The sequence below is a fragment of the Paenibacillus macerans genome (assembly GCF_050565405.1).
Taxonomy (GTDB): Bacteria; Bacillota; Bacilli; order Paenibacillales; family Paenibacillaceae; genus Fontibacillus; species Fontibacillus macerans_B.
Genome location: NZ_JBNYYG010000021.1, coordinates 1 through 24,888, shown reverse-complemented (window position 1 = coordinate 24,888; position 24,888 = coordinate 1). Strand labels below are relative to the sequence as shown.

Below are 24,888 nucleotides of genomic sequence, written 5' to 3'. Positions count from 1 at the left end.
TTATCGCCCTAAAATCTGATTAATCTTTTCGGCCACCTGCGGGAAGATCTCTTTCACATCGTGGTTTCCGATCCCGATCGGAGTCAGATCGTCAATGGCTTTCATTTCGTTGTTGATTTCGTTCGTGCGTTTTTGCGCCTCCTGGATATGTTGGTTTTCCGCGGCCAGCACGAAGGCCTTCAGGTTCTTGTCCGGATAGATTTGCTCAAATGCCGCCGTTGCGCCGGCCAGCACCGGTACCCCGTAGGCGCTTTTGTTTCCGCCGATGATCTTTTGCGCTTCTTCGTTTTGGGTCAAATAATCGATGAAGGTTTGGGCCGCTTCGGGATTTTTGCTGTCCTTGCTCAGCGCCAGGCCGTCTACTTCCTTGGAGCCGCCGTTACCCGGGAACGGCACCAAATCCCAGTTAAACCCTTCCGTTTCAGCCATTTGCGGGATGTACCACGGACCAAAGTCGGTGAACATGCCGATCCGTCCGCCGAGGTACCAGTTCATCATGTTTTGACCCTGCTTTTCGCTGTCGCTCGGCACGATGCCGGCTTGCTTCGTCGATACGATGTATTCTCCGGCGGCGATCGCTTCCGGCGCACCCAGCGCCGATTCGCTCAAGTCGTCGGTGTAATAGCGTCCATTGAAAGCATAGATCCAGTTGCCCAGCCACAACGGCTCGGAGCCGTAAATTTTGGACTGGCCTTCGCCGGAAGTGATCTGCTTGGCGATTTCGTCGAACTGCTCCGTCGTCATCGGTTCGGTTTTGCTCGGCAGCGGAATATTGTTCTTCTCAAACAAATCCACGTTGATGGCCATGACCTTCGGTTTGATGATAAACGGAGCCGCATAAACCTTGCCGTCGATCGACATCGCGTCCACTAAGGATTGCGAGCTGAACACCGAAGGATCGACTTGCTGCTCTTGGAAAGCGTTTGCAAATCCGGGCAAATCCCCTCCGGAGATCAGGATGACATCGGGCGCGGTGCCTCCGGCGATCATCGTTTGCAGTTTGGTGAGGTAATCTTGCTGAATCCACTGGTTTTCCACTTTGATTTCCGGATGCTTGGTTTGAAAATTGTCGATCACCTGCTTAATCGCATCGGCTTCCGTTTGCGCGCCCCAATAGGCGAAGCTGATACTCCCCTTCGCAGCCGAACCCGCGTTGCCGGCGGAATTTTCCGCTACCGCGTTATTTTCTGCGGCTTTGTTTCCGCCCCCGCAAGCCGTTAAACCAATTACAACCAGAAGAGACAAAACCACAAAAGTCCATTTTTTCACTTTGCTTCCCCCTAATGATAGTTATACGGCCGGCTGCAACGACAACCGACCCTATCGGTTATGAACCAACGCCCCCCTGAGCATCGAGCTTTCGTTCAGCTCCGCAGCTGCTGCGGACAATCAGCTTGGACGGGAGCACGACCTTCAGCGGAACCTCTCTGCCGTTCATCCGTTCGAGCAGCATTCTAACAGCGGTTTGGCCCATTTGTTCGGTGTAAATCTTGACCGTCGTTAACGGCGGATCGGCGTAGACTGCCATTTCGATGTCGTCGATGCCTACGATGGCGATATCTTTCGGCACTTTCAAGCCGGACTCCTTGATCGCCCTGCCCGCCGCGATGGCCATCGGGTCGGAGCCGATCAGAAACGCCTGCGGAAGATTCCCCTTGTCGATCGCGTGCTTCATAAGACGATATCCGGTAGACATCGAAAAGTCGTTGCCGATATGCACATGCTCGGGCATGTACATCTTTTTTTGCTTCATATAAGACTCGAAGCTGCTTTGCCGTTGATCCACCGAATCAAACCCCGTATTGGAACCGAAGCGGTTAATAAAATCACGCGAACTGATCAAGCCGATTTCCGTATATCCCAGACCGATCAGATGATCCAGAGCCATGATCGTGACCTTGTTGAAATCGACGATGACCGAATCAAACCGATTTTCGTCGGGGCTGTAATCGACGAACACGACATTCTGAATCCGGCTAAAAAACAGATTGTAAGGGTCGAATTCGAATTTGCCGATCACGATCAAGCCGTCAAGGCCGGAGAGGCTCTCATACGATTCGTGGTTCACCCATCGGATCGTCCGGGTAATGTGCAGACCCAACTGATTGAATTCCTTCTCGATTTGCAGACGAATGGACAAATAGTACGGATCCTCCGACTCGAATTGTTCGGAGCAGAAAGTAACCAGTCCGATTTTGCAGTCTTTTAACTGCGCCGCTTTCGCCGCAGCGGGGCGCCGTTGAACGATCTTGTACTGCAACTGCTCCACGGCGGCCATGATTTTCTTCCTCGTTTCCTCCTGGACCGATAGGGACGGGTCTCCATTCAAAACACGGGATACCGTGGATGGAGACACGCCGGCCAAACTGGCCACATCACGAATTGTTGCCAAAACAAATCACCTATTTCCGCTTCTTTTTTGGGAAACATCCCTCGCATTCATTGTATAGTTTAGCAATCAATTTGCCAACAATAAGATGTTTTGTTTAGTAAACATTAGCGAACTGATTGTTGAGTTCACTATAGCAGACGACGAATATTTTGACAATAACTTTTTGATCGTCGCTTTCATTTTGGGATTCAGTATTATTCATAGCTATTTTCAGCACTTTTTCAATGCGATTAAGATTTTTGTTTACTATATGTTTCGTAAACTATATACTCGATTATGAACTCGCATTCCTAAAATCAACGACTTGCGCACAGGAGGAATTATGAAAAGTTTAATCAACGCAACCATCCCGGCAATCACTATAACCCCCGAAGAAGACGGGGTTGAAATCACCACACGCCGCGAATATCCGGAAGAACATGTCGTTTTGTACCATATCCGACTTACCGCCAAACCCAGGAAAGCGCATTCGCCGATTTGCCGAATCGAATGGTCCCAGCCTTCGGTGGATATTCATTCCTTATGGCATCCGGGAACGGACCGCAACAAAGCGTTCCACATCGATTGGGGCGACGGATTTCCGTCCCGGATTACTTCGCTTGCCCCGGTGGCGGCCTTGTTCAATGTGCAGGGACAAAACCGGCTGACCTTCGCTTTTTCGGATGCGCTGAACCAATTGACGCTAAAAGCGGGGATCCATGAGGAAGACTCTACATTTCTCTGCTCGATTTCGCTGTTCGAAGAACCAATGCCCGAGCTTGAGGTCTATGAAGCCACGCTTCGCCTCGACTACCGTGACATCCCTTACTATGAGGCATTAAGCAGCGTGGCCGCTTGGTGGGAGACGCTTCCCGGGTTTCGGCCCGCGGCCGTTCCCGCCGCCGCGCTGCGCCCCATGTATTCGACCTGGTACTCCTTCCACCAGAACTTGACCGCCGCCGCATTGGAGCGGCAGTGCCGGCTAGCCAAGGACATCGGCTGCGACAGCATCATCGTCGACGACGGTTGGCAAACGGAGGATAATAGCCGGGGTTACGGATATACCGGCGATTGGGAAGTCTGCAAGACGAAAATCCCCGATATGAAGGTGCATGTCGAGGCGGTTCACCGACTGGGCTTGAAATATTTGCTGTGGTACTCGGTGCCTTTTGTCGGTATTTACAGCAAGGTGTGGGACCGCTTTAAGGATAAACTGCTGCTGACTGAGGAGAAATTAAACGCCGGCGTCCTCGATCCCCGGTTCCCGGAGGTTCGGGAGTTCTTGATCGAAACTTATGAACGGGCGGTCCGGGATTGGAACATCGACGGCTTGAAGCTCGATTTCGTCGACAGCTTCAGGCTGACTTATGAGCTAAACCGCCAAGGCGCATGCGAAGGTCAGGATTACCGCTCCGTACCGGAGGCCGTCGACCGGCTGCTGTCCGATGTCATGATCCGGCTCCGGGCAATCAAACCCGACATCCTGATCGAATTCAGGCAGACCTACATCGGCCCTTTGATGCGGAAATACGGCAACATGTTCCGGGCGAACGATTGTCCGAACGACTTCATCCAGAACCGGATTCGAACGTTGGACCTGCGGCTGCTGTCGGGGAACACGGCCGTCCATTCGGACATGATCATGTTCAATTACAACGAGACCGCGGAAAATGCCGCCCTGCAGCTGATCAACGTTCTTTTCTCGGTGCCGCAAATTTCCGTCCGTCTCGAGGAACTCGGATCCGAACATCTGGACATGCTCCGTCACTGGCTTTCCTTCTGCGCCGAACATCGCGAGGTCCTGCTTCAGGGCGAGCTGGCACCGCGATGTCCCGAGCTGCTGTACCCGATCGTATGGGCCCGAAAGGACGAACGCCAAATCGTTGCCTTATATGCCAGCATGGTCGTTGAACTCGGGGACGAATTCAACCAATTGACGATCGTCAACGGAACATCCAGCGAGAACGTCGTGATCAAACCGCACCTCTCCCCCGCCGTCTACAAGATGGAAATTAAAGATTGCTGCGGCCGGACAATAGGCTTACAATCGATAGAGATCGGCGAAAATCTATTTGAAGCGGCGGTTCCCAAAGCCGGAAGCGTCCGCTTGACCCGAATGATTGCGGAGGGGCAGGCATATGTCAAAGATTGAACGCGTACACGTCATTTTCAAGACTCACCTCGATATCGGATTTACCCATCTGGCCGCCAACGTAGCCAGGCAGTACCGCGAGGAATTTATTCCGCAGGCGTTAGAGTTGGCCGAACGCATGGAAAATAGCCCGGGTCCGGAACGTTTCGTCTGGACCGTGGGCTCCTGGCTGATTCACCACTATCTTGAGCATGCCGACGAACCGCAGCGGCTGCGGATGGAGCAGGCGATCCAAAAGGGCCTTATCGCCTGGCATGCCCTGCCGTTTACGACGCATACCGAGCTGATCGATGCGCGACTGCTGTCCTTCGGCCTTTCGCTGAGCCACCGGCTAGATAAGCGATACGGCAAAACGACGATCGCCGCCAAAATGACCGACGTGCCCGGACACACGGTCGCCATGGTTCGGCCGTTGCAGGAAGGCGGAGTCCGTTATTTACATATCGGCGTCAACCCGGCCTCAAAAAAACCGGCCGTACCGAAGCTGTTCCGCTGGGTATCGCCGGACGGCGCTGAAATCATCGTCAATTACGCCGGAACTTACGGCGAAGTGCTTGAGATGGATGGATTGAAGGACGCGCTCGTCTTCGCCCATACCGGCGACAATTGCGGCCCGCCGAGCGAAGAGGAAATCTGCGGTCAGTTCCGCGAATTACGGCAGCGCTTTCCCGGAGCCGAGGTCGTCGCCTCCACCTTGGATGCATTTGCGGCGGCGCTGGAGTCGGTCCGCGAACAACTTCCGATCGTGACGGAAGAAATCGGCGATACCTGGATCCACGGTGCGGCCACCGATCCGCGCAAACTGGCGGGATATCGCGAGCTGCTGCGGCTTCGCAGCAAATGGCTCGGCGAGGGAAGCATCGGCGAGAACGATGCCGATTACCGGGCGATGAGCGAGGCTTTGATGCTCGTCGCCGAGCACACATGGGGGCTTGATCTAAAGAAATGGCTTCCGGATTTTCGCAGCTATGCCAAGCAGGATTTTCATGCCGCACGCGCCAGGAACGAGATCGATGCTACGGATATTCCGGCAAAATACGGCTACATCGGCGCTTTTGCGCTAGACGAGTTCGATAAACAATCCAGCGCTTTGTTCAGCAAAGAAGCCAGCCGGCGTTCCTATTCCATGCTGGAGTCTTCCTGGGCTGAACAGCGGGCTTATGTCGAACAGGCGGCTCTGAAGCTGCGCCCGGATAAGCAGTTGGAAGCTCTGCAGGCCCTGGCCGAGCTGACCCCGCAAAAAACAGGCCTGAGCGGTAGCGCTCATCTGCAGGCTCGCACGCCCTACCGCAGCGGCGCTTTTGAACTTGCTTTCTCGGAGCGCGGAGCCTTAATCGCCCTGACCGACGGCTGCGGAAAAAACTGGACGAACGAACAGCATCCGCTAGGCGAGTTTGTCTACGAAACATTCGGCACGGAAAATTACGCCCATTATTTCCGGACGTACATGGAGAACCTCCCCGCGACCCATCCTTGGGCGGACGCGGATTTCGGCAAACCCGGCTTCGAACAAGTCCGGCCGCTGCCCGGCCACAAGCTGTACTACCCGGTGCTTGATGCGCTGGAGCATCAACCGATGGCAGCTTCGGACCGTTATGTCCTGCGGCTGCGCATGCCGGAGGAAGCGACCGGGCTTTACGGGGCTCCGAAGGAACTGGAGATCGTCTACGACATCCCGCACTCGGCGAATAAGCTCGAAGTCACCCTGCAATGGTTCGGCAAAGATGCCAACCGCCTTCCGGAAGCGAGCTGGTTCGCCTGCGGTCTGGCCGTGGACAATCCGAACCTGTGGACGATGAGCAAGTTGGGACGCGCCGTTTCGCCGCTGCAGGTCGTCAAAGACGGTAACCGCAACCTGCACGCGATTGACGAGGGCGTCTACTATCAGGGAGCCGACGGACGGGCAGCGATCGAAAGTCTGGACGCCGCGTTGGTTGCGCCGGGCGCCAAACGACTCCTGCAATTCGACAACACGTTTGCCTCCTTGGAACAAGGATGGCACTTTAATCTGCACAACAATATTTGGGGCACCAATTTTCCGATGTGGTACGGCGAGGACGCCAAATTCCGGTTCCGTATCCAGCTGGAGTCCCATCCCAAGCAATAAGGGAGGCGTTATGAACGGGCATCTTACCCGCCTTTGATTGGAGAGGAGCTACCACGATGGCAGAGAAGAAACTGATTCTTTTTTTGGATAGCGGCGATACGCTCATCGATGAATCGACGGAGGTGCGGGACGAAGACGGCATCGTCGTCGAAGCCGGGTTAATCCCGGGTGCCGACGCGATGATCAAAACGCTGCACGAACTCGGCTATACTTTGGCTCTCGTAGCCGACGGCGAAGCGCAATCATTCAAGAACGTCTATCGTCAGCACGGTTTGTACGATTATTTTGCCGCCATGATCTATTCGGAAAATATCAAAGCGGAAAAACCGAGCCCGCGCATGTTCAAAGCCGCCCTTGGGGCATTGAACTTAAGCGAGGCGGATCTCTCCCGGATCGCTATGGTTGGCAACAATCTGAGCCGTGATATCAAGGGAGCGAACGCTTTGGGCATCACGAGCGTGTTCATAAAATGGACGCCGCGGTATCCCCATACGCCGGCAGGCCCGGACGAGGAACCCGATTACACGATCAGCGAGCCGCTGGAATTGGTGGAGCTGGCTGAACGGCTCAACGCCCGGCTGGCGGGAAAGCAAGCCTAATCAGACACAAGCAAAAAGAAGCTTTCTCAGGCTGCTTACCTGAGAAGGCTTCTTTTTGCTCGTAATCCGGATTAACCTACGGTCACCGGAGCTTTTGCCGCCGGTTTGCTCCACTTTCCGTCGCTTTGCGCCGTCTTCATCATCTTCTCGTAAATGTCCGGTCTCCAGTCGGGCACGCCCGTAATCGGCATCTATTCAAATACGTTCAACCTCACACGCAAAAAATTATAGATCTCCTCGGCAATGTTAACCTGGCAGCACGATTCCAGCCCTTCAAACCCCGGGGAGGAATTGGCTTCGCAAATTTTGTAGTGGTCCCCGTCGAACAGCAGATCGATGCCGGCGATGTCCAGGTTGAGCAACCGCGAAGTCTCCAGCGCCAGCCACTCGATTTCCGGATTAATTTCGTAGGGTTCTACGAAGCCGCCGCGGGAAAAGTTCGCTTTGAAGCTATCGTTGCCGGAGCTCCGCTTCATCGCCGCAACCGCGCGGCCGCCGATCGTCAACACCCGCAAATCCATGCCCCGGCTGGACTCTACGAACTCCTGCAAAATCATTGTCGCGTTCTCTTTGTAGGCATTGATCATCTCCAGCAGATCAATGAATTTCGATTGGGTCTCGGCCAGGAACACGCCGCTCCCCTGGGAGCCGGAAATCGTCTTGACGACGACCGGAAAACCCAAGTGCTTGTCGACCAAATCCACGTTCACCTTCGACCGGATCAACATCGTTTTGGGAACGGGGAGGTTATACTCGGCCAGGATTTGTTGGGTGAACAGCTTGTCTTTGACCGTATCGATGCTTTGCGCCGAGTTAAACGTACGTACGCCAAGCCGCTCCAAATGGCGGATCAGCGCCAGCGCGAAATAGTTCGTGCCCGCCCCCATCCGCGGCAACACAAAATGAGGCAGCTGCAGCACCTCCCCGTCCACCATCACGCTTTTCCGATCATCCCGGGTCACGGTCAATTCGAACTGCTCCGGGGCGAGCACCCGCACATCGATCCCTTGCTTCTCGGCTTCTTCGATCAGCCGTTTGATTTCATAGGTTTCCGGTTTCACGTCGTTAGCGGAACTCTTGTAGATAATCCAGCCTTGCATATGAACGACCCCCAGCTTTAGTTTGCGATCTTCTTCCTTCAGCATACGATTCTAGTTAATTACTAGTATGTATTCAAATCAAGATTCATGTAAAATCGGCCGAGGCCAAAAAAAGGAACGGCCGATTTATTAACGAAACCGGCCGTTCCTATGTTTAACTTTATCGCATACCGCCGCGGAACCGCTGGGTATAGGCTCTTGCCTCTTCCGCCGTCCGCACGCGGTTACGGCTCCACTCCAGCAGAATCCGGTCGATATACCGGAAATGCACCTTCCCGGCGAATACCGCTTCTTTCAGGGCCAGGAGGATCAGCTCCTCCGGATACTGATCCTGGTCGACCCAGCCGGAGATCGTCTCGCATTCCATCGGCGATAACGGACGGGCAAACTCCTTCTCGAAGATGACGAAAAGGTTCCGCTCCTGCTCCTCCATCTGTCCTGCTCCGGCCGTTGGCTCCAAGTTGCTTTCGCTCCTAACGGCTGAACGCTCCTCTTCGGCCAGAAACTCGCCTAACCGCTCATACGTCCCCGCTAGATTGTATCGTTCCGACCGAATTCCGTTCGTTTCTTCTATTACTTCGTCGATGCTGATCCAGCCTTCCTTAAGCAGGCGGCGAATGACGGGCGACAAAGTCCCCGGCGCCACGTCCATACGCCGCTCCAATTGCTCGAGGGATGGAAAGTCGTTATGCTCGGCTTGTTTGAAAGCAAGCAGTTGGATGAGAAGCATCGCATCGGTATCGCTTAAGCGAAAATGCCGGTAATGGGCCAACAGCGGATACGGAATAGGAACCACGCCCGCCCCCATGCCATAAGCAATTCCTTTCGCCCAAGCCTTGTTGCCTTCATTCATCGCCATATAGATTCACACCTTCTAGAGGTAGGTCAAAAAGTCATCTTTCGATCACGAAGCCATTCAAGGAAGGTTACTCGGCGTCGAATCTTGAATTCAGCTGGGACTTCCGTTGCTCACGTAGATCTGTCTACGCTCCGCTACTCATTCCCTAGTCTTCATCCAACCTTCTTGGTGCTCCAAACCTGACTTTTTGAACCTTTTATTGAAACGGTTGTTCAAAAAGTCATTATGGATACAGTCGGTACAGCATCCGCGGGAACGGAATCGTCTCCCGCACGTGGTCCAGCCCGCAGATCCAAGCTACGGTACGTTCAAGTCCCAGGCCAAAGCCGGAATGAGGTACCGAACCGTATTTACGCAAATCCAGATACCATTGGTAAGTCTCCGGCGACAGGTTATGCTCCTGGAAGCGGGCTTCCATCAACGCCGGATCGTCGATCCGCTGCGAGCCGCCGATGATTTCGCCGTATCCTTCCGGCGCGATCATATCAGCGCACAGCACGACGTCCGGACGATTCGGATCCGGCTTCATATAGAACGCCTTGATGCCGGCCGGATAATGCGTGATGAACACCGGTTTATCGTAACGCTCCGCTATCGCGGTTTCGTGCGGGGCACCGAAGTCCTCGCCCCAAGGAATGTCGAAGCCTTGCGTATGCAAATATTCGATGGCGTCATCGTACGTGATCCGCGGGAACGGGGCCTGGATGTTTTCCAGCTTGGATATGTCGCGTCCAACGGCTTCGAGCTCGGGCCGGCAATTTTTCAGCACCGATTGGACGACGTAGGAGATGAAGTTCTCCTGGACTCTCAAGCTTTCTTCATGATCGGTAAAGGCCATTTCCGGCTCGATCATCCAGAATTCGATCAAATGGCGGCGCGTCTTCGATTTCTCGGCGCGGAACGTCGGCCCGAAGGAATAGACCTTGCCCAGCGCCATCGCTGCAGCTTCCATATAAAGCTGTCCGCTTTGGGTCAAATAGGCGTCTTCCTCGAAATATTTCGTATGGAACAGATTAGTTGTGCCTTCCGCGGAGGTTGGCGTCAAAATCGGCGGATCGACCAACGTAAATCCGTTCTGGTCGAAAAATTCCTGCACGGCGCGGATGATCTCCGCCCGAATGACCATAATCGCCCGTTGCTTCGAAGAACGAAGCCACAAATGACGATGGTCCATCAGGAAATCGACGCCGTGTTCCTTCGGCGTGATCGGATAATTTTCGGTCAAATGCAGGATTTCGATATCCGTTACCGTCATTTCGTAGCCGGATTGGCTGCGAGGCTCCTCGCGAATGATCCCCGTAACGTACATCGAGGACTCCTGGGTCAAGCTCTTTGCGTTATTCCAAGCTTCCTCGGATACCTCGCTTTTCACGACAACCGCCTGAATATACCCGGTTCCGTCGCGAAGCTGCAAAAATTGGATCTTGCCGCTGGAACGTTTGTTATTAAGCCAACTGCCGATGACAACCGTCTCCCCGACATGCTCATTCACTTGACGAATCACAGTTTTGACCGCCATGCCTATATCTCTCCTCTAACGTCACAATATTGGAATGTATGGAAGTTGACTAATTCGCCGTTGGTTACTTGGATTCCTGCACGATCTGCAGCGTATCGCGGGCGATCATCAGTTCTTCGTTCGTCGGGATGACCAGAACTTCCACTTTGGAGTTGGGCGTCGAAATGCGGCGAGGGTCTCCGGAGCGGACCTTGTTCAATTCTTTATCGAGCTCCACGCCAAGGTAACTCAAGTTCTCGCACACTTTCTCGCGAACGATCGCCGAGTTCTCGCCGACGCCGGCCGTAAAGACGATTACGTCTACGCCGTCCATCGCAGCCGCATAAGCCCCGATGTATTTCCGCAGGCGGTACTCGTACATCTCGAATGCCAGCGTTTCGTTCGGTTGGCCGGCTTCCCAGCCGTCCGTGATGTCGCGCATGTCGCTACTGCTGCCGGAAATCGCCAGCAAGCCGCTGTGTTTGTTCAGCATGGAATTAACCTCGCTGATCGACAACTCTTCTTTGTTCATGACAAAGGTAACGACCGTAGGATCCAAGTCGCCGCTGCGCGTACCCATCATCAGACCTTCCAGCGGGGTCAGACCCATGGAGGTATCGACGGAAACTCCGCCCTTCACGGCCGTCAAGCTGGCGCCGTTCCCGATGTGGCAAGTAATGATCTTCAAATCTTCGATCGGCCGGTCCAGATATTCGGCGGCCATGCGGCTTACATATTGGTGCGAAGTGCCGTGAGCGCCATAGCGGCGTACATGGTGCTTCCTATACAATACTCTCGGAATCGGGTACAAGTAGACCTTTTCCTCCATTGTCTGATGAAACGCCGTATCGAAAGCGACCACCTGCGGCACGCCCGGCATATTGATTTCCGCCGCGTTAATCCCCATGATCGCCGGCGGATTGTGGAGCGGTGCGAGATCGAACAAGCGGCGAATTTCCGCTTTAACTTCAGGAGTGACCAGCGCGGAGCCTTTAAAAGCTTCGCCGCCGTGCACGACGCGGTGTCCCACGGCTTGAATCTCGTCGACCGATTTGAGCACGCCGTGCTCTTTGTCCGTCAACTTGTCAAGCACTTTGCGGATCGCGGTCGTATGCTCCAAAATTTCGCTGACTTCCTTTACTTCCTCTTTGCCGGTCGTTTTATGCGTCAAAATGGAAGAGTCCATTCCGATCCGTTCCACCAAACCTTTGGCCAGCACCGATTCATCGGTCATATCGTAAAGCTGATATTTCAGGGAAGAGCTTCCCGCGTTGATTACTAGCAATTTCACAGCCGGTCACCGTCCTTATCGTATTTGAAAAATCCTTCGCCCGTCTTCACGCCTAAATTGCCTGCGCGAACCATTTTCTTGAGCACGAAGGAAGGACGGTATTTCAGCTCGCCGAATTCGCGGAACATGCGCTCCAACGCCGCCAGCACGGAATCCAGGCCGAAGCGATCGGCCATTTCCAGCGGTCCGTATTGGAACTGGTAGCCCGCGCGCATCGCATCGTCGATTTCTTCCGCGGATGCCACGCCTTCGCCTAACACATGCAACGCTTCATTGATCATAACGCAAATAATCCGGGATGTAACGAAGCCCGGGGATTCGTAAACCATGATGCCGCGTTTCTCCACAACCTCTTCCACGAACCGTTTCGTTTCTTCGAACGTCTCGTCGGAAGTTTTGAGGCCGCGAATAATCTCCACCAGATTGATTTTGGCAACGGGATAAATAAAGTGCATGCCGATCACGCGTTCCGGATAAATCGTTCCGCCGGCGATTTCCGTCAAGCTGAGCGTCGACGTGTTGCTGGCCAAAATGATGTTGCTCGGGCAAACCTGATCCAACTGCTTGAACACCTCTTTTTTGGCATTCATATCTTCCGAAATGGTCTCGATCACCATATCGCAGGTTCCGAGTTCGGCAAAATGTGTAACTTTATGGATTCGGGATAAGATCAGTTTCTTTTCCGCTTTCGTGATCGCCCATTTTTCGAGCTGTTTATCAAGACTCGTTTCAATCATGCTGTAGGCATGGTCTAATTTGTCGGCCGTTTCTTCCACGAGCAGCACGTCCAATCCTCGGGCCGCCAGCATTTCGCTGATCCCCTGCCCCATCGTGCCGCCGCCGATGACACCTATTCTTTTGTAGTTCATGGTCCTCTCGCTCCATCCTTTCATTGTCTGTACCTAATATTGTTCCCCAGATGTCGAATAATACTTCTTCTTATACCCAACATATAATAATATCTTAGCACGAAGAAAAAGTAAAAAAAAATAACCGGCATAATGAATTATGCCGGTAAATGTACACTGTCACGAAATTGACATCGGAATTGCTCTCCGGAAAGGCGTTCCTCGGCCAATAGGATTTCAAGCGATTTGTCGAAAACTGCCGAATGCCGGATCAGCATCTCTTTCGTTTTGGCGGCAAGCTCCTCCAAAATGCGCGAATTTTCGTTCATCAGCACCTCGGTGGTGACCATGTCCATATTGACGATTCCAAGCGAAGTCAAGCCTGACGACATCATCGTGTGCACGATCTTCAAAGCCTGCTCGAAGTCGTTGCTCGAACCTGTGCTGCGGCCGCCGTAATAAATCTCTTCCGCCGCCGCCCCGGCCAATGCGATCATGATCTGGCCTTCGAGATACGCTTTGGTGTACAGATATTTCTCGTCCTGCGGATTGTGGCGGACATACCCGAGCGCTCTGCCGCGCGGGCTGAGGGCCACCTGGCTTACGCTCCCCGGGGCGACCGCTTCGGCCGCAATGGCATGTCCGAGTTCATGGATCGCCACGCGGCGTTTCTCTTCCTCGGCGGCCTGCCGGTCGGTCTTCTCGCCCATCAGCACCTTATCGATCGCCATCGACAGATGCGGCTGGGTAATCTGGTCCAACCCGTCGCGCATCGCATAGATCGCCGCCTCGTTCATGACGCTTTCCAGTTGCGCGCCCGAGAAGCCAAACGATTCCTCGGCGATCTTATCCAGGTCCACGCTGTCATGCAGCGGTTTGTTGTGCGCATGCAGCTCAAGAATGTGCCGGCGGCCCTTTTTGTCCGGCAGATCCACCTGGATGTGGCGATCGAACCGTCCCGGACGAAGCAATGCGCTGTCCAGCATTTCTTTGCGGTTGGTAGCGGCGATGATCAGAATGCGCGGGCTATCCGACGTATAGATACCGTCCATTTCGGTCAGCAGCTGATTCAGTGTCTGATCGTATTCGCGTTGCTGCCCGCCTTCCCTTTTGCCGCCGATGACCTCGATCTCATCGATGAAGATGACCGCATTCTCTTTATTTTCTTTTGCGGCGCGGGTTCTGGCCTCTTTGAACAGCTCGCGGATCCGGCTGGCCCCGACGCCGACGTACATCTCCACGAACTCGCTGCCCGAAGCCGCCACGAACACCGAGTTCGTATAGCTGGCCGCCGCTTTGGCCAGCAGCGTTTTCCCGGTTCCCGGAGGACCCGTGAGCAAGATCCCCTTGATCGGACGGATGCCGAACTTGCTGATCTCCTCGTGCCGAACCATAAAATCCAACGCCTCGCGCAGTTCCTGCTTGGCACTCTCCTGTCCGCCGATTTGCTCGAACGTCAGCTTCGCCGGTCCGCGTTTCTTGCGTTTGCGCTCTCCGGCAGCACCGATCGTGATCCCGCCGCCACGCATTTTCACCGCCGTAACCAAGGCGCCGAACAGGACCAAGGCGACGACGAGCGGAACGATGTTATAGCCGGTGACGGCCAGGAATACCAGCAAGACGGGGACAAAGCCGATCCCCGCTTCGAGCATCCATCTACGCATTGGGCCATACCCCCATTCGTTCCGGAGTGCGAGGCAAAATAACGAACTTGCTGGCCTGTCCATCCGTCAGCGTAACGTATACATTCTCGTCATCCATCTCCGCTTTGGCCGTGATTTGGTCATTCGATTGCTCCATTCGCTTCAGAGCCGCGTTAATTTGCGTATATTGCTTGTTTTCCATCGCCTGGGCGACCGTAAACAAAGCTTCTTCCCAAAGCTCGTCCAGGGCCGGCGAGGAGTTGTCCACTACATCCAATTTCAACGACCGGCTGCCGATCTGTGCTTTCCCGTCCTTCTCGATTTGCCGGACCAGCCCGCCGATATCGGTGCCTGGCGCCAGATCCAGCTTGACCGCCAGCTCATCGGGTTTGAGCTCCAATTGTACGTTTTTCACGCCGTCATAGCTATTGACGATATTCTCCAGCGGACGCTCAATCGCCCACTGCCGGTATAGGAACCACCCGCCAAACAAAACGAGGGCGGAAATGGCGACACTTGCGGCTATTGGTCCAATACGCAGTTTCACGTGATGTCCCCCTTATCTATAGTAATCATCTTCCAAAGCATTCATCTTCCGATGACGTTTTCTTTCCGATATATCGAATCGTATATCAGAACTACAAATAAGAGTATATCATATCGTATATCAAATATCGAATTAAAGTATGGAGATAATTAAAATTTTTTATTGTTCTTCTTTTTCGAATAGCGCTACAGCAATTTGCTGCGGTGCCAACGAATGAGGTATGGAGACGAAAGTTTCCTCAATGGTGGATACCTCGAGCAATCGATATCCTGCGGCTTCGATCAGAACATCCGCTGCACGGGAAGTATCGTTCCATAATGCAATCGCGAGCAGGCGATCCTTATGATAAGCTTTGGCGATCACCGCCGGATTTTGATTGACGATGCCCTCAACGTCCCGGAACTTTCCGTAACCAAGCACATGCCAGTACTTGGCGCGAAGCTCAGTCACTTGTTTTGCATATTGGCGATTGTCCGCAAACTTGTCCGCCAACAGATCGTTCCGGTCATCCTCGTAACGGATTTCAAGCTCGTACCGCAAGCCGAATACAAACGCATAATTCGCCACGCGAGGCGAGAAATAGGGATACGGGTTACGGATCGTCACCACCGTCTCCGGAAAACAATACCGGAACAATTCCGGGTAATTGATCTTCTCGGAAATCTCATCGTTCGTTTCCGTATCCGGACGGACGGACTCTCTGGACGGCTCGGCAAACAAGCCGTGAAGGCAATCCGCATAGCCCGAATATAAATCCGTCACATGTTCCGTGAAAAACGCATATTCACGGTTGATTTCTTTGGTGCGGGATTGAATGCCCTCGAGCAATTGTCTTCTTCCTTGGGACATGGACAGCGAAGGCTTGCCTTGCGCATGCGGGTGCCGATCGTCAAAACAAGGATAGGCCGGCATGCCGCCAATCTGGTCGAACAAAACGCCGTCGGCGCCGAAAGCAGCGATATAGTCCACCTTCTCCTTCATCAATTCTTGCCACTCCGGACAGGAGGGACACGAGATCGAGAAGGATTTGCTTGTATAGCTGGCTTGGAAAGAGCTTTGATGCGATTTGTTGTAATATTCAAAGTACGGTACATTCCAACGGCTTTTGGACTCGAGCCGATTCCCTCCGCTCTTATAAAAATCCGATGAGATATCGATCAGATGGCCTTGCTGATATAACGTGACCTTGCCGCCCGCGTGTTGCACGGCCTTGATGTTCGACTTGAGCGCCTCGGCGCCGCCCAGCGATTCACTTGCGTGAACATGCGGATACTGGTTGTCATGGCCGCTATCGTACCATCCGAACAATCCGAGCGTATCGCAGCCGTGCGCGCGGGCGATTTCGTACAAGCGAGGCAAATCGTCGTATTTCCACGTTTCGGTCCCGTACTGCTGCTTGAGAATGACGAGAAAATATCCTTTCATCTCTTTGACCCACTGCGGCTTCTCGGTTTGATAGCGCCAATTCCCGGACCATTCGGCATATTCCCGTGCTCCGTGATGCCAGGTTCCCGTGTAGAGCTTAAGAATGGAACGCGGCGCCGTCCAGATTTCATCCCGCTTCACGAACGGCATTTTCTCCAAAGTAAGCGTGATTGCGCCGGGGTCGCGTTTGCTTCCCTTTACGAGCAGCTCGGATGTGTAGAACTCAGAGTCGCAACCCGCGAGGTACAGCGTTTGATCTCCGTCGACCAGAGCCATCCATTGCATGCTCCCGCCATGAGGATGACCGCCGGGGTAATTCAAATGCAAGGCGTTGGAATATTTGGCCCGGGTTTCCGTCATATTCGCCAAATATTTGCCGACATTCGTTATTTTCTGGCCACATTGCTGCGGCCAAAGCAATGCGGGCTTCCCGCCGGCCAACGAATGAATAACACCGATATTCGGATATTCGAAGTCGGTGATCAGGATATCTTCGCGGTTATCGATTTCCGCTCCGAATACCAAGTTTTCACCTTGCAAAGTCACAAACAACTTGATTCCAATATCGACGGTAAAACCGCGAACGTTCAACCCGTCGGCTGCAAATTCAAGACGGTTGCCCTTATGTACAACCCTATAGGACTGATTGTTGGCATAAACGGTGTTCTCCCAATCATCTCCCTTTTTAAATACCAGTTTGAAGCTTCCGGCGGACGGCGAGGAAACCACACTGTCCAAAGCGCCTTTTCGATTGGAAAGCCAAACCAATCTTCCCTGATCGTCGAATTTCGCAGTTAAGTCATCGTTCGTCAATTCGTACATCATATATAATGTCTCCCACCGTTATATTTCGCATAGCTCCACCAGCCACAGGGTGAATCCGTACGGCTCCAGAACATCAGCAATGTCAAATCCTTGCTCGGATTCCCTCGACCGTTCGTTCCACCGGTTGGTCAATTCCAGCTCGGTGCTGGCCGGGCCTGTCAAGCGGTTGTTGCGCAGAGCGTCCACCCGATATTCGGTAACCGTCACCTGACCGTACGGAATGCCGCTCAGCATCAGATCGACGGCCATCGGCTTGTCGCTCGGATTCGTAGCCAATATGGCGTACCCCGTATCATCTCCGGTAGCGATGACAAGGTGTTGATGCTCTCCCAGCATCTCCAGCTCGTTCGTCTTGAGCATATACAGCATGCGCATGGCATTGCCGCCCGGCGTGGCGGCAAACCCGCCGCCCTCCAGCAACAGATACTGGGTAAACGACATTTGATGTGCCGGATTATGAAACGTGCACCAAGGAAAAATAAACATGCCGGGCAACCGGGTGGACAAGATCATCGCCGACAAGACGCCCGCAGCGTTCTTCAAATTATCCGTCCATATTCCCGTCGTCCGGGTGAACCCGTATTCATCCACAAAAATCGGAAGATCGGGCAAGTTTAACTCCTTGATCCATGCATGATGCATGTCATAAAATGCTTTCATCCGGTTAGGATGGCCGTTGTAATCGTGCATGGAATAAAAATCGATTTTCCGCCGCTCGTCCTGATCGTCGGCCAAATGCTGCAAAAACTCGCGCCATAAGTGCGGGCGATCCATCACCGCGTTGATGGCGGTGCCGCCGATTTCCAGCGGAATCTCATACCGATGGCGTTCGTTTAATTTCCTTACGGCCCGGTATGCCCGAGTGAACAGCTTATAATAATGTCCGGTGCCGATGCCGCCGAAGCGCAGGTAGTCGCTCTCGTTGCAGGGCTCGATATAGCGGATGTTGGGATACAGATGTTTGTAGTGCTCGATGACCCGTTCCACAACCTCTTCGTATTTATCGAGCGAGACGATGCCCTGATCCGTTTCTTTTTCATATCTGCGAAGGTTCAGCAAAATTTCCTCGCAATGCTCGCTATGGGCGGAAAGATAAGTTTGTATATGCACCTCGGAGGGAACCGTCGCCCCCCAGTCGTATTCATGATGTTGGGCATCATCTACATATCGATTGACCCCAATTTGATAGTTCCAGAAATATTCGTCCGTACGATAATCCCAAACTTCGTCAAGCGTGATCCAGCAACGCATGATCCTGGGCCGTCCGTGCTTCCCGGCCCAGAATGCCGGAAAATCGGCCGGCGGCGCGAACCGCAGCGTCGAGTTTTGGTACCGCTCCACGCGCGGCCACGTTCTTGCCGCCTTTGCAGCGTTGATTTTTACCTTTGCCCTCATGGTACTCCTCCTCGGAAAATAGCGATCCGGAACTTTTTACTTATTCGCCGCCTGCTCCTGGGCCCGATGGATTTCCGTAGCCTGTTCGATCCATTTCGAGCCGCCTTCCGCCAAATACTTCTTCTTGAAATCCTCGTACATCGCATCGAGATCGCCGTTCGAGGTAATGGCTACCATCCGGAATTCCGTCTCCATATCGTTTAAAATCGTTCCGACTTCTTGCTGGATCTCCGGTACTTCATAGATATAGACGTCATCGATCGTATTTTCCAGAGCCATTTTCCGCGCTTCGAGCGTAACCTTGTTGAACAACTGATCGCGCAATCCGCCGATTCGATACATAATTCTCGAGTATACGTATCCTCCCTCACTCCGCAGCTGTTCGGCATCGTCATAAGGAGGAATCCATTCGAATTCGCCTTTATCATTCCGCTTGTGATGCACGCCTTCAAGCCCGGCCCATGTCAACGTGTAGCCCTCCTCACTGACCAGGAAATCCAATACCTTCATGGCCGCTTCCGGATGTTTGGCTTTGCTGGAAATCACGGTATAAGGGTCGCTGTCCTCAAACACCGGCTTCAGGTATCCCCCTTGTCCGTTCGGCCCCTTGATGACGGTGTAGACAAATTCCGGCTTCGGATCTTCAACATAGCGGGTAAGCCAGTTTTGGGTGATTCCGTCCGCATTAAAGTTGTACGCCCCGACTTTCCCGTTCCACACCTTCTCGTACGATTGCAGCGCCGGCACCGTGGCGAACTCCGGGTCGATCAGCCCCTCTTTATACAGCTTATTGATATACTTGACCGCATCAAGGTAACCGGGAGCCAGCATCCAGGGAACCACTTTGCCGTCAACCAGCACTTGCCGGGTAAACGGAACGCCGAAGGCCGTGAAGAGATGCGTCCAGGTTTGATTTGCACCGAAAGCCACGCCCAGTCCGATCGTGTCGTTCAGCCCGTTCCCGTCCGGATCGTCATTCACGAAGGCGCGCAGAACGTTCTCGTATTCCTCCAGCGTCGTCGGCACTTGGAGCCCGAGGTTATCCAGCCAATCCTTGCGAATCGCCAGCGCATTGCCCGGGAACCAGCCATAGGGAATTCCGTAAATTTTTTCGTCGACCGTCGCCGGTCCCTTCATGTATTCGCCCTTATTTTCCAACATGTTCGATCCGTTGGACGCGAGTACATCATCCAGCGGCATAATTACGTCATTCTCCGCCATTTCCTTCAGACTGGTCTTGGATATCTCAAAAATGTCCGGCGCATTCCCGCTAACGATTAACGTATTCAGGCGGTTGCCGTAATCGGCGGTGACGACGGACTCCACTTGGACATTGACCCCCGTCCGTTTGCGGATTTCCTCAATGACCGGGTTATCTTCAGGGAATTCCGTTTCCCTCTTCATCAGAATCGTTACCGTAGGGGGTTCGCCTTGTTCCTGAACGGAGGTTTCCGCAGAAGCCGGCTGTTGGGACGAAGCTCCCCCCGAATTTGCCGTACTGCCTGCGCCGGAGTTGTTGCATGCCGTTACAAATAACAGGATCAGAAGAAAGAATACGTTCAACTTTTTCAAAGACGCTTTCTTTTTCACAGTCATCCTCCTCGTATGGGGTCCTTCAGGACGTAATCATTTCCGTTCATTCAACCTTTCACCGAGCCGATCATGACACCCTTGACAAAATATTTCTGCAAAAATGGATAAACGATCAGCATCGGCAGGATCGAGGCTACGATCGCCGTCATCTTCAAAGATTCCTCGGACACATTCGCCATCACTGCGCTGTCATCAAACCCTTTCGACGATTCCATCGCGCTATAATTCAGCATGGTTCTCAGAAATACGGGCAGCACCTCCTTTTCATGCGAGTGGATATAAAGAACCGCATCGAAATAAGCATTCCAATGGGAAACACCGTAGAACAGAGCGATCGCTGCAATGACCGGCTTCGACACCGGAAGAATGATCGAGAACAATGTGCGCAGCGGTGTAGCGCCGTCTATGCTTGCCGATTCCTCCAACTCGGGCGGGATGCTCTGAAAATAATTTTTCATAATGAAAAAGTTCCATGCGCTGATCGCCGAAGGAACAATAAGCGCCCATAAGGTGTCCACAAGCCCTAAGCTGTTCACCAGTAAATAAGTGGGGATCATCCCGCCGCTGAACAGCATCGTGAAGAAGATCATCAGCGTAAGCGGCGTCCGCCATAGAAAACGCCGGAGCGATAACGGATAAGCAAGCGTCGCCGTAAAAACGACATTGAGCAAAGTGCCGGCAAACAGCCGGAACATCGAATTGGAATAAGCCTGTCCGACGCCCGAATTTTGAAACAACCTCACATAGGAGTCGAACGAAAAACCCCGCGGAAGGAGGAACATCCCGCCCCCCGTGGCCAGCTTCGGATCGCTGAACGAATACATCAGAACGTGCCAGAACGGATAAAGCGTCACAACGGCAATGATCAATAAGAAAGCACTAAGTAACCACTGTTCGAGATGGCCCGGTTTGATTGCCTTCATCCCCTTCCTCATCTAGATTAGCCCGCTCTCCCTGTCGATTCGCTTGGCAAGGCCGTTCGTAACCAGCACCAGGATCAACCCTACTGCGGATTTAAACAAACCGGAGGCGGTGGACAAATCGTATTTCGCTTCTTCGAAAGCCAGCTTGTACAAATACGTATCCAGGATTTCGCCAACCTCGTACACCAATGGGTTATAGAGCGCAAAAACCTGCTCCAGACCGGCGTTCAAGAAGCTTCCGACATTGAAAATCAACATAATAACGATCGTGGTTCGCAGACCCGGAAGTGTGATGTGCCAGATTTTTCGCCATTTTTTCGCGCCGTCCACCATGGCTGCTTCATAGAGATGCGGATCGATCGTCGCAATGGTGGCCAGGTACAATACGGTGCCGAACCCCGCTTCCTTCCAGATGTGCGACCCGATCAACAAGCCGCGAAAGTACTCCCGGCTGCCCATGACATTGAAGACCGTTCCCTCATGCCCATACCAGCCGGCAATTTCGGTCACGATGCCGGTAGTGGGTGATAGCAGCGCATAGATAATGCCGCCGATTACAACCCAGGATACAAAGTGCGGGAGATAGACGCTCGTTTGCACAAATTTTTTGAATGGCGCATTTCTCACTTCGTTTATGACCAAAGCCAAAATAATCGGCGCCGGGAATACGAATACCAGTTGATAGAAGCTAATGATCACTGTATTTCTTAGTGCCCTCTGAAATCCGGACATTTCAAACAGCGTTCTGAAATTTTCGAATCCGACCCATTCGCTGGCGGCAATTCCTTGATAGATGTTGTAGTTCTTAAAGGCAAGCACAATTCCGTACATGGGCCCGTATTCAAAAACGAGGAAAAACAACAATCCCGGCAGGGCCATCAGATAAAGCCATTTATCTTTTCGCAGCAGTTCAAAGGTTCGTTGCAGTCGACCGGTTCGCATCTCTTCGTCTCAACCTTTCTTTTCTTCTTTGCCCCTACTATACTCATGCTTTCCGGGTCAGACCAACCTCCAAGATTCCCTCGGCCTGCATTATTCTCAAAATTGAAAAAGCCCGGGGTCGCCGGCGTCGCACAATTGGTGCAGCTCCGCAGAACCCCAGACTTATCGATGTACCGTTTACCCTACCATTTTCACAATGCATACTGTATTCTCACGTTGCTTTTCTTTCCAAATCGCAAATCTTCCGGAGCTCTAACGGCGTAATCCCCTCCATCTTCTTGAAGGCACGCGTGAAAGATAAAGCGTTAAGATAGCCGACCTCCTGGGAAATGTGTTGAATCGGGGCGTCGGTTTCCAAAAGCAGCCGCTTCGCATAGTGAATTCTGGTTTGCATCAAATAATCCACAAAATTCTCGCTAAACTGCTCCTTGAACAGTCTGCTTAATGTCTTGCTGTTAATATCGAACTCGGAACTAAGCAACGAAAGCGACAAATTCGGGTCGGCATAGTGTCGATCAATATATTCCCTTATTTTAAGCATCGTTTCGGCATGTCCGTTTTTCTTTCGAATCGCTTCCAATCGAATGCCCGCAGTCACTAAAATCTCTCGAATCGCATTGCCCGTCTTTTCCACTGAAGTCTGATCGTTAATCGTTCGTTCCAATTCCGGATCAAACTCCGTGTTCCATACCTCCAGCAACTCGTCCGGCAACTGGGACAATTCCCTGCGAATGTGGTAAATGAGCCCCTGATGCAGCATGTCGATATCTTCTTTCGGAACAAGCAATATTTTCACCTGGTTCAGCCACTCATTCAAGCGGTTTTGCCAATCGGGAACAGCCAATCGATACTGAACGGCAAGGTCGCGCGAAGAGGAGATCATTCCCAGATGGCCAAAACGGTCCATTCCGTCGATGTCCCAACTTCCTATCAATCGGTTTTTCCCTAGGGACAGCTTATATTTCAACATTTGACGGGCTTCCCCGTAAGAATCCGAAATATGTTTCGTTTCCCAGACCGGACTGCCGAGGCCGATGCTTATCTTGATATTCAAATGGTTGTCGATCCACGTCAAAGCTTGTTTCAATGCGGAAACAATCGTCTCCTGCTTAACGGAGCCGCTCCTTTGAATCGGATACATCAAGGCAATCTGATCCACCGAGACCCAATCCGCCCATGGATGCGGCCGGATTGCTTCATGATCCATTTCCGCCAATGCATTGTACATGGCGAACTTCAACGTGGACAGGTCACGCTCGCTGTACTTTGCGCTGAAAGCAGGGTAGTCGTCAATTTCCACTACCGCCATCACAAAACCTTCGGAGTCAGGATGCCAGTCGTACGCCGACAACCTTTGCCGCGCTTCCTCCGCCGTCCCCGAAAACCCGCCTTCCCTTAGCTCGGCAAACAGGATTCTCCTTTTATTGACAGCGTTTTCCACATGTTGCTGTTCATACTCCGTCGATTGCTCGATCATTCTTTCCAACACCAGTTCCAAAAAATCAAACTCGTCATTATGCTGCTTTTTTTCAAAGGTCGGTTTAACATGGGACAGAAGGCGATCCACTTTGGACATAATCGCATGAATCGGTTTATAGTTCCTTCTTGTGGTAAGCACCGTCCAGAGCAAACCGAGGCAGATGACCGTAAAGCCTACAGCAGCATATAAGATTGCAGCCGTATTAAGGATGCCGTTAAGAACACCTTCGGAATATCCGAGACGAATCGTATACCCTGTGAAGTCTGAAATATCGACGGCTGTCGCTTTCACATGTCCGGGACCCGATCTGAGGATCGGATTGCCCTGCGCGTCCATTACTTCCACAAATGTGCTGCTTGTATCGGTCAGACGGCGGACCAGATCCGTCAAACCGTTCACATTGACGTTCATGGCGATAAGTCCGCCCGCTTCCCGGGAGATAGGAACGGAACGCGTCAAGGTGATTACCCGATCCGGAATTTGCGCATCGAATTCTTTGTATTCCCTGACGCCGCTCCAAGCTGTCCTGTTCGCTTCGGTAAAACGGGCGGCCTTCCTTATAAAATTGCGGTCGCCAAATTGATTCAGCGTAGTCGTAACATTGACGGATTGCACGGACTGATCCGAGAACCGATAAACATACATCGAATGAATTAACGGATACGTAGAGGTGACTTTCCTCAGTATGACGGAGAGCTCGTAGGTTTTGTAATACGGGGTGTTTGCCGGACTTAACTGTACCAGTTGAGTAAATTGAGTTTTATCGAGCAGTTCGTTAAATATCACCTGCTCATTCAAGCGAATCTCCCTGTCGATCGCGGAGTTGACAAACTTCGCCATGACCAGACTTTCCTTCTTTGCGGTTTCCCGGGACAAGTAGGCGGAGCCCGCAAGCGTCAGCAAAACCAGAATGGTAAACACGCAGAAGACAATCGGCAGGTAGGAAACCAGCAATTGTTGATAGTATCCCTGTTTCTTCATCTCGCAAACTCCCATTTTTACATTATATTATGATGATCAACTATTTTTATAATGCTAGAGAGAGGTTAGGCCGATGTAAAATTCCTTTATGTAAAAATTGATTAATCGGATAGAAGGCTACCCATTAATTGAGTAGCCGACCTTCCACACCACCGTGCATACCGTTCGGTACACGGCGGTTCAATCGCATTGAGTGCTATTGACGTAGACGCTCGTATTGGGCAGGGAAGTCATAATACCCTGCCTGTGCGAGCCTTTCGTTTGTTACAGAGCGATTCAATACTGCGCTTCCGGCTATTCGCCAGTAGC

At 52.6% G+C, this 24,888-nt stretch carries 18 protein-coding genes; 3 read left to right on the top strand and 15 right to left on the bottom strand.

What is annotated here, in order from left to right; genetic code table 11:
* Complete coding sequence (locus ACQ4N8_RS14275; protein ID WP_430705047.1) at nucleotides 1–1,269, bottom strand: extracellular solute-binding protein; 1,269 nt, start codon at nucleotides 1,267–1,269, stop codon at nucleotides 1–3.
* Between the two features lie 58 nt (nucleotides 1,270–1,327).
* Nucleotides 1,328–2,392 (bottom strand): LacI family DNA-binding transcriptional regulator, encoded by a 1,065-nt coding sequence (locus tag ACQ4N8_RS14270; protein ID WP_430705046.1) that lies wholly within the window; start codon nucleotides 2,390–2,392, stop codon nucleotides 1,328–1,330.
* Nucleotides 2,393–2,714: 322 nt separating this feature from the next.
* Here ACQ4N8_RS14270 and ACQ4N8_RS14265 point away from each other — a divergent pair, with 322 nt between their 5' ends.
* The 3 genes from ACQ4N8_RS14265 to ACQ4N8_RS14255 are packed head-to-tail and all read left to right on the top strand — an operon-like array spanning nucleotide 2,715 to nucleotide 7,229.
* A complete protein-coding gene (locus ACQ4N8_RS14265; RefSeq protein ID WP_430705045.1) occupies nucleotides 2,715–4,523 on the top strand; it encodes a glycoside hydrolase family 36 protein in 1,809 nt (602 codons plus the stop codon).
* Nucleotides 4,510–6,630: a DUF5054 domain-containing protein gene (locus ACQ4N8_RS14260; protein ID WP_430705044.1), complete on the top strand. Its 2,121-nt coding sequence runs from the start codon at nucleotides 4,510–4,512 to the stop codon at nucleotides 6,628–6,630. The genes ACQ4N8_RS14265 and ACQ4N8_RS14260 overlap by 14 nt, the downstream gene beginning before the upstream one ends.
* Nucleotides 6,631–6,686: 56 nt before the next feature.
* Nucleotides 6,687–7,229, top strand: coding sequence for an HAD family hydrolase (locus ACQ4N8_RS14255; protein WP_430705043.1), 543 nt, complete (start codon nucleotides 6,687–6,689; stop codon nucleotides 7,227–7,229).
* A 191-nt stretch (nucleotides 7,230–7,420) separates the two neighbouring features.
* On the opposite strand, the gene ACQ4N8_RS14250 is transcribed toward ACQ4N8_RS14255, so the two are convergent.
* The 13 genes from ACQ4N8_RS14250 to ACQ4N8_RS14190 form a co-directional block, all read right to left on the bottom strand.
* Complete coding sequence (locus tag ACQ4N8_RS14250; RefSeq protein ID WP_430705042.1) at nucleotides 7,421–8,329, bottom strand: ATP-grasp domain-containing protein; 909 nt, start codon at nucleotides 8,327–8,329, stop codon at nucleotides 7,421–7,423.
* 160 nt (nucleotides 8,330–8,489) lie between these two features.
* A complete protein-coding gene (locus ACQ4N8_RS14245; RefSeq protein WP_430705041.1) occupies nucleotides 8,490–9,188 on the bottom strand; it encodes a DnaD domain protein in 699 nt (232 codons plus the stop codon).
* A 223-nt stretch (nucleotides 9,189–9,411) separates the two neighbouring features.
* Nucleotides 9,412–10,707 carry an asparagine--tRNA ligase gene (gene asnS / locus ACQ4N8_RS14240; protein ID WP_430705040.1) on the bottom strand — a complete coding sequence of 432 codons (1,296 nt, stop codon included), beginning with the start codon at nucleotides 10,705–10,707 and terminating at the stop codon, nucleotides 9,412–9,414.
* A gap of 64 nt (nucleotides 10,708–10,771) precedes the next feature.
* On the bottom strand, nucleotides 10,772–11,977 hold the full coding sequence (locus tag ACQ4N8_RS14235) for an acetate/propionate family kinase (protein WP_430705039.1): 1,206 nt from the start codon (nucleotides 11,975–11,977) through the stop codon (nucleotides 10,772–10,774).
* Nucleotides 11,974–12,846, bottom strand: a complete 873-nt coding sequence (locus tag ACQ4N8_RS14230) for a 3-hydroxyacyl-CoA dehydrogenase family protein (protein WP_430705038.1) — start codon at nucleotides 12,844–12,846, stop codon at nucleotides 11,974–11,976. The genes ACQ4N8_RS14235 and ACQ4N8_RS14230 overlap by 4 nt, the downstream gene beginning before the upstream one ends.
* A 137-nt stretch (nucleotides 12,847–12,983) precedes the next feature.
* Nucleotides 12,984–14,489, bottom strand: coding sequence for an AAA family ATPase (locus ACQ4N8_RS14225; protein WP_430705037.1), 1,506 nt, complete (start codon nucleotides 14,487–14,489; stop codon nucleotides 12,984–12,986).
* Nucleotides 14,482–15,015 carry a hypothetical protein gene (locus ACQ4N8_RS14220; RefSeq protein ID WP_430705036.1) on the bottom strand — a complete coding sequence of 178 codons (534 nt, stop codon included), beginning with the start codon at nucleotides 15,013–15,015 and terminating at the stop codon, nucleotides 14,482–14,484. The genes ACQ4N8_RS14225 and ACQ4N8_RS14220 overlap by 8 nt, the downstream gene beginning before the upstream one ends.
* Nucleotides 15,016–15,174: 159 nt before the next feature.
* A complete protein-coding gene (locus ACQ4N8_RS14215; RefSeq protein ID WP_430705035.1) occupies nucleotides 15,175–17,265 on the bottom strand; it encodes a DUF6259 domain-containing protein in 2,091 nt (696 codons plus the stop codon).
* A gap of 18 nt (nucleotides 17,266–17,283) precedes the next feature.
* On the bottom strand, nucleotides 17,284–18,660 hold the full coding sequence (locus ACQ4N8_RS14210) for a hypothetical protein (protein WP_430705034.1): 1,377 nt from the start codon (nucleotides 18,658–18,660) through the stop codon (nucleotides 17,284–17,286).
* A gap of 36 nt (nucleotides 18,661–18,696) precedes the next feature.
* A complete protein-coding gene (locus ACQ4N8_RS14205) occupies nucleotides 18,697–20,250 on the bottom strand; it encodes an extracellular solute-binding protein (protein ID WP_430705033.1) in 1,554 nt (517 codons plus the stop codon).
* A gap of 50 nt (nucleotides 20,251–20,300) precedes the next feature.
* Nucleotides 20,301–21,176, bottom strand: a complete 876-nt coding sequence (locus ACQ4N8_RS14200; protein ID WP_430705032.1) for a carbohydrate ABC transporter permease — start codon at nucleotides 21,174–21,176, stop codon at nucleotides 20,301–20,303.
* A gap of 12 nt (nucleotides 21,177–21,188) precedes the next feature.
* Nucleotides 21,189–22,118: an ABC transporter permease gene (locus ACQ4N8_RS14195; protein WP_430705031.1), complete on the bottom strand. Its 930-nt coding sequence runs from the start codon at nucleotides 22,116–22,118 to the stop codon at nucleotides 21,189–21,191.
* Between the two features lie 211 nt (nucleotides 22,119–22,329).
* Nucleotides 22,330–24,579, bottom strand: a complete 2,250-nt coding sequence (locus ACQ4N8_RS14190) for a helix-turn-helix domain-containing protein (protein ID WP_430705030.1) — start codon at nucleotides 24,577–24,579, stop codon at nucleotides 22,330–22,332.
* Between the last annotated feature and the right edge of the window lie 309 nt (nucleotides 24,580–24,888).

Excerpts from the sequence above, each read along its gene's own strand:
- ACQ4N8_RS14225 (WP_430705037.1), bottom strand. The coding sequence starts at position 14,489 with ATGCGTAGATGGATGCTCGAAGCGGGGATCGGCTTTGTCCCCGTCTTG.
- ACQ4N8_RS14230 (WP_430705038.1), bottom strand. The coding sequence starts at position 12,846 with ATGAACTACAAAAGAATAGGTGTCATCGGCGGCGGCACGATGGGGCAG.
- ACQ4N8_RS14265 (WP_430705045.1), top strand. The coding sequence starts at position 2,715 with ATGAAAAGTTTAATCAACGCAACCATCCCGGCAATCACTATAACCCCC.
- ACQ4N8_RS14190 (WP_430705030.1), bottom strand. The coding sequence starts at position 24,579 with ATGAAGAAACAGGGATACTATCAACAATTGCTGGTTTCCTACCTGCCG.
- ACQ4N8_RS14255 (WP_430705043.1), top strand. The coding sequence starts at position 6,687 with ATGGCAGAGAAGAAACTGATTCTTTTTTTGGATAGCGGCGATACGCTC.
- ACQ4N8_RS14245 (WP_430705041.1), bottom strand. The coding sequence starts at position 9,188 with ATGGCGATGAATGAAGGCAACAAGGCTTGGGCGAAAGGAATTGCTTAT.
- ACQ4N8_RS14215 (WP_430705035.1), bottom strand. The coding sequence starts at position 17,265 with ATGATGTACGAATTGACGAACGATGACTTAACTGCGAAATTCGACGAT.
- asnS (WP_430705040.1), bottom strand. The coding sequence starts at position 10,707 with ATGGCGGTCAAAACTGTGATTCGTCAAGTGAATGAGCATGTCGGGGAG.
- ACQ4N8_RS14210 (WP_430705034.1), bottom strand. The coding sequence starts at position 18,660 with ATGAGGGCAAAGGTAAAAATCAACGCTGCAAAGGCGGCAAGAACGTGG.
- ACQ4N8_RS14250 (WP_430705042.1), bottom strand. The coding sequence starts at position 8,329 with ATGCAAGGCTGGATTATCTACAAGAGTTCCGCTAACGACGTGAAACCG.
- ACQ4N8_RS14200 (WP_430705032.1), bottom strand. The coding sequence starts at position 21,176 with ATGAAGGCAATCAAACCGGGCCATCTCGAACAGTGGTTACTTAGTGCT.
- ACQ4N8_RS14260 (WP_430705044.1), top strand. The coding sequence starts at position 4,510 with ATGTCAAAGATTGAACGCGTACACGTCATTTTCAAGACTCACCTCGAT.
- ACQ4N8_RS14195 (WP_430705031.1), bottom strand. The coding sequence starts at position 22,118 with ATGCGAACCGGTCGACTGCAACGAACCTTTGAACTGCTGCGAAAAGAT.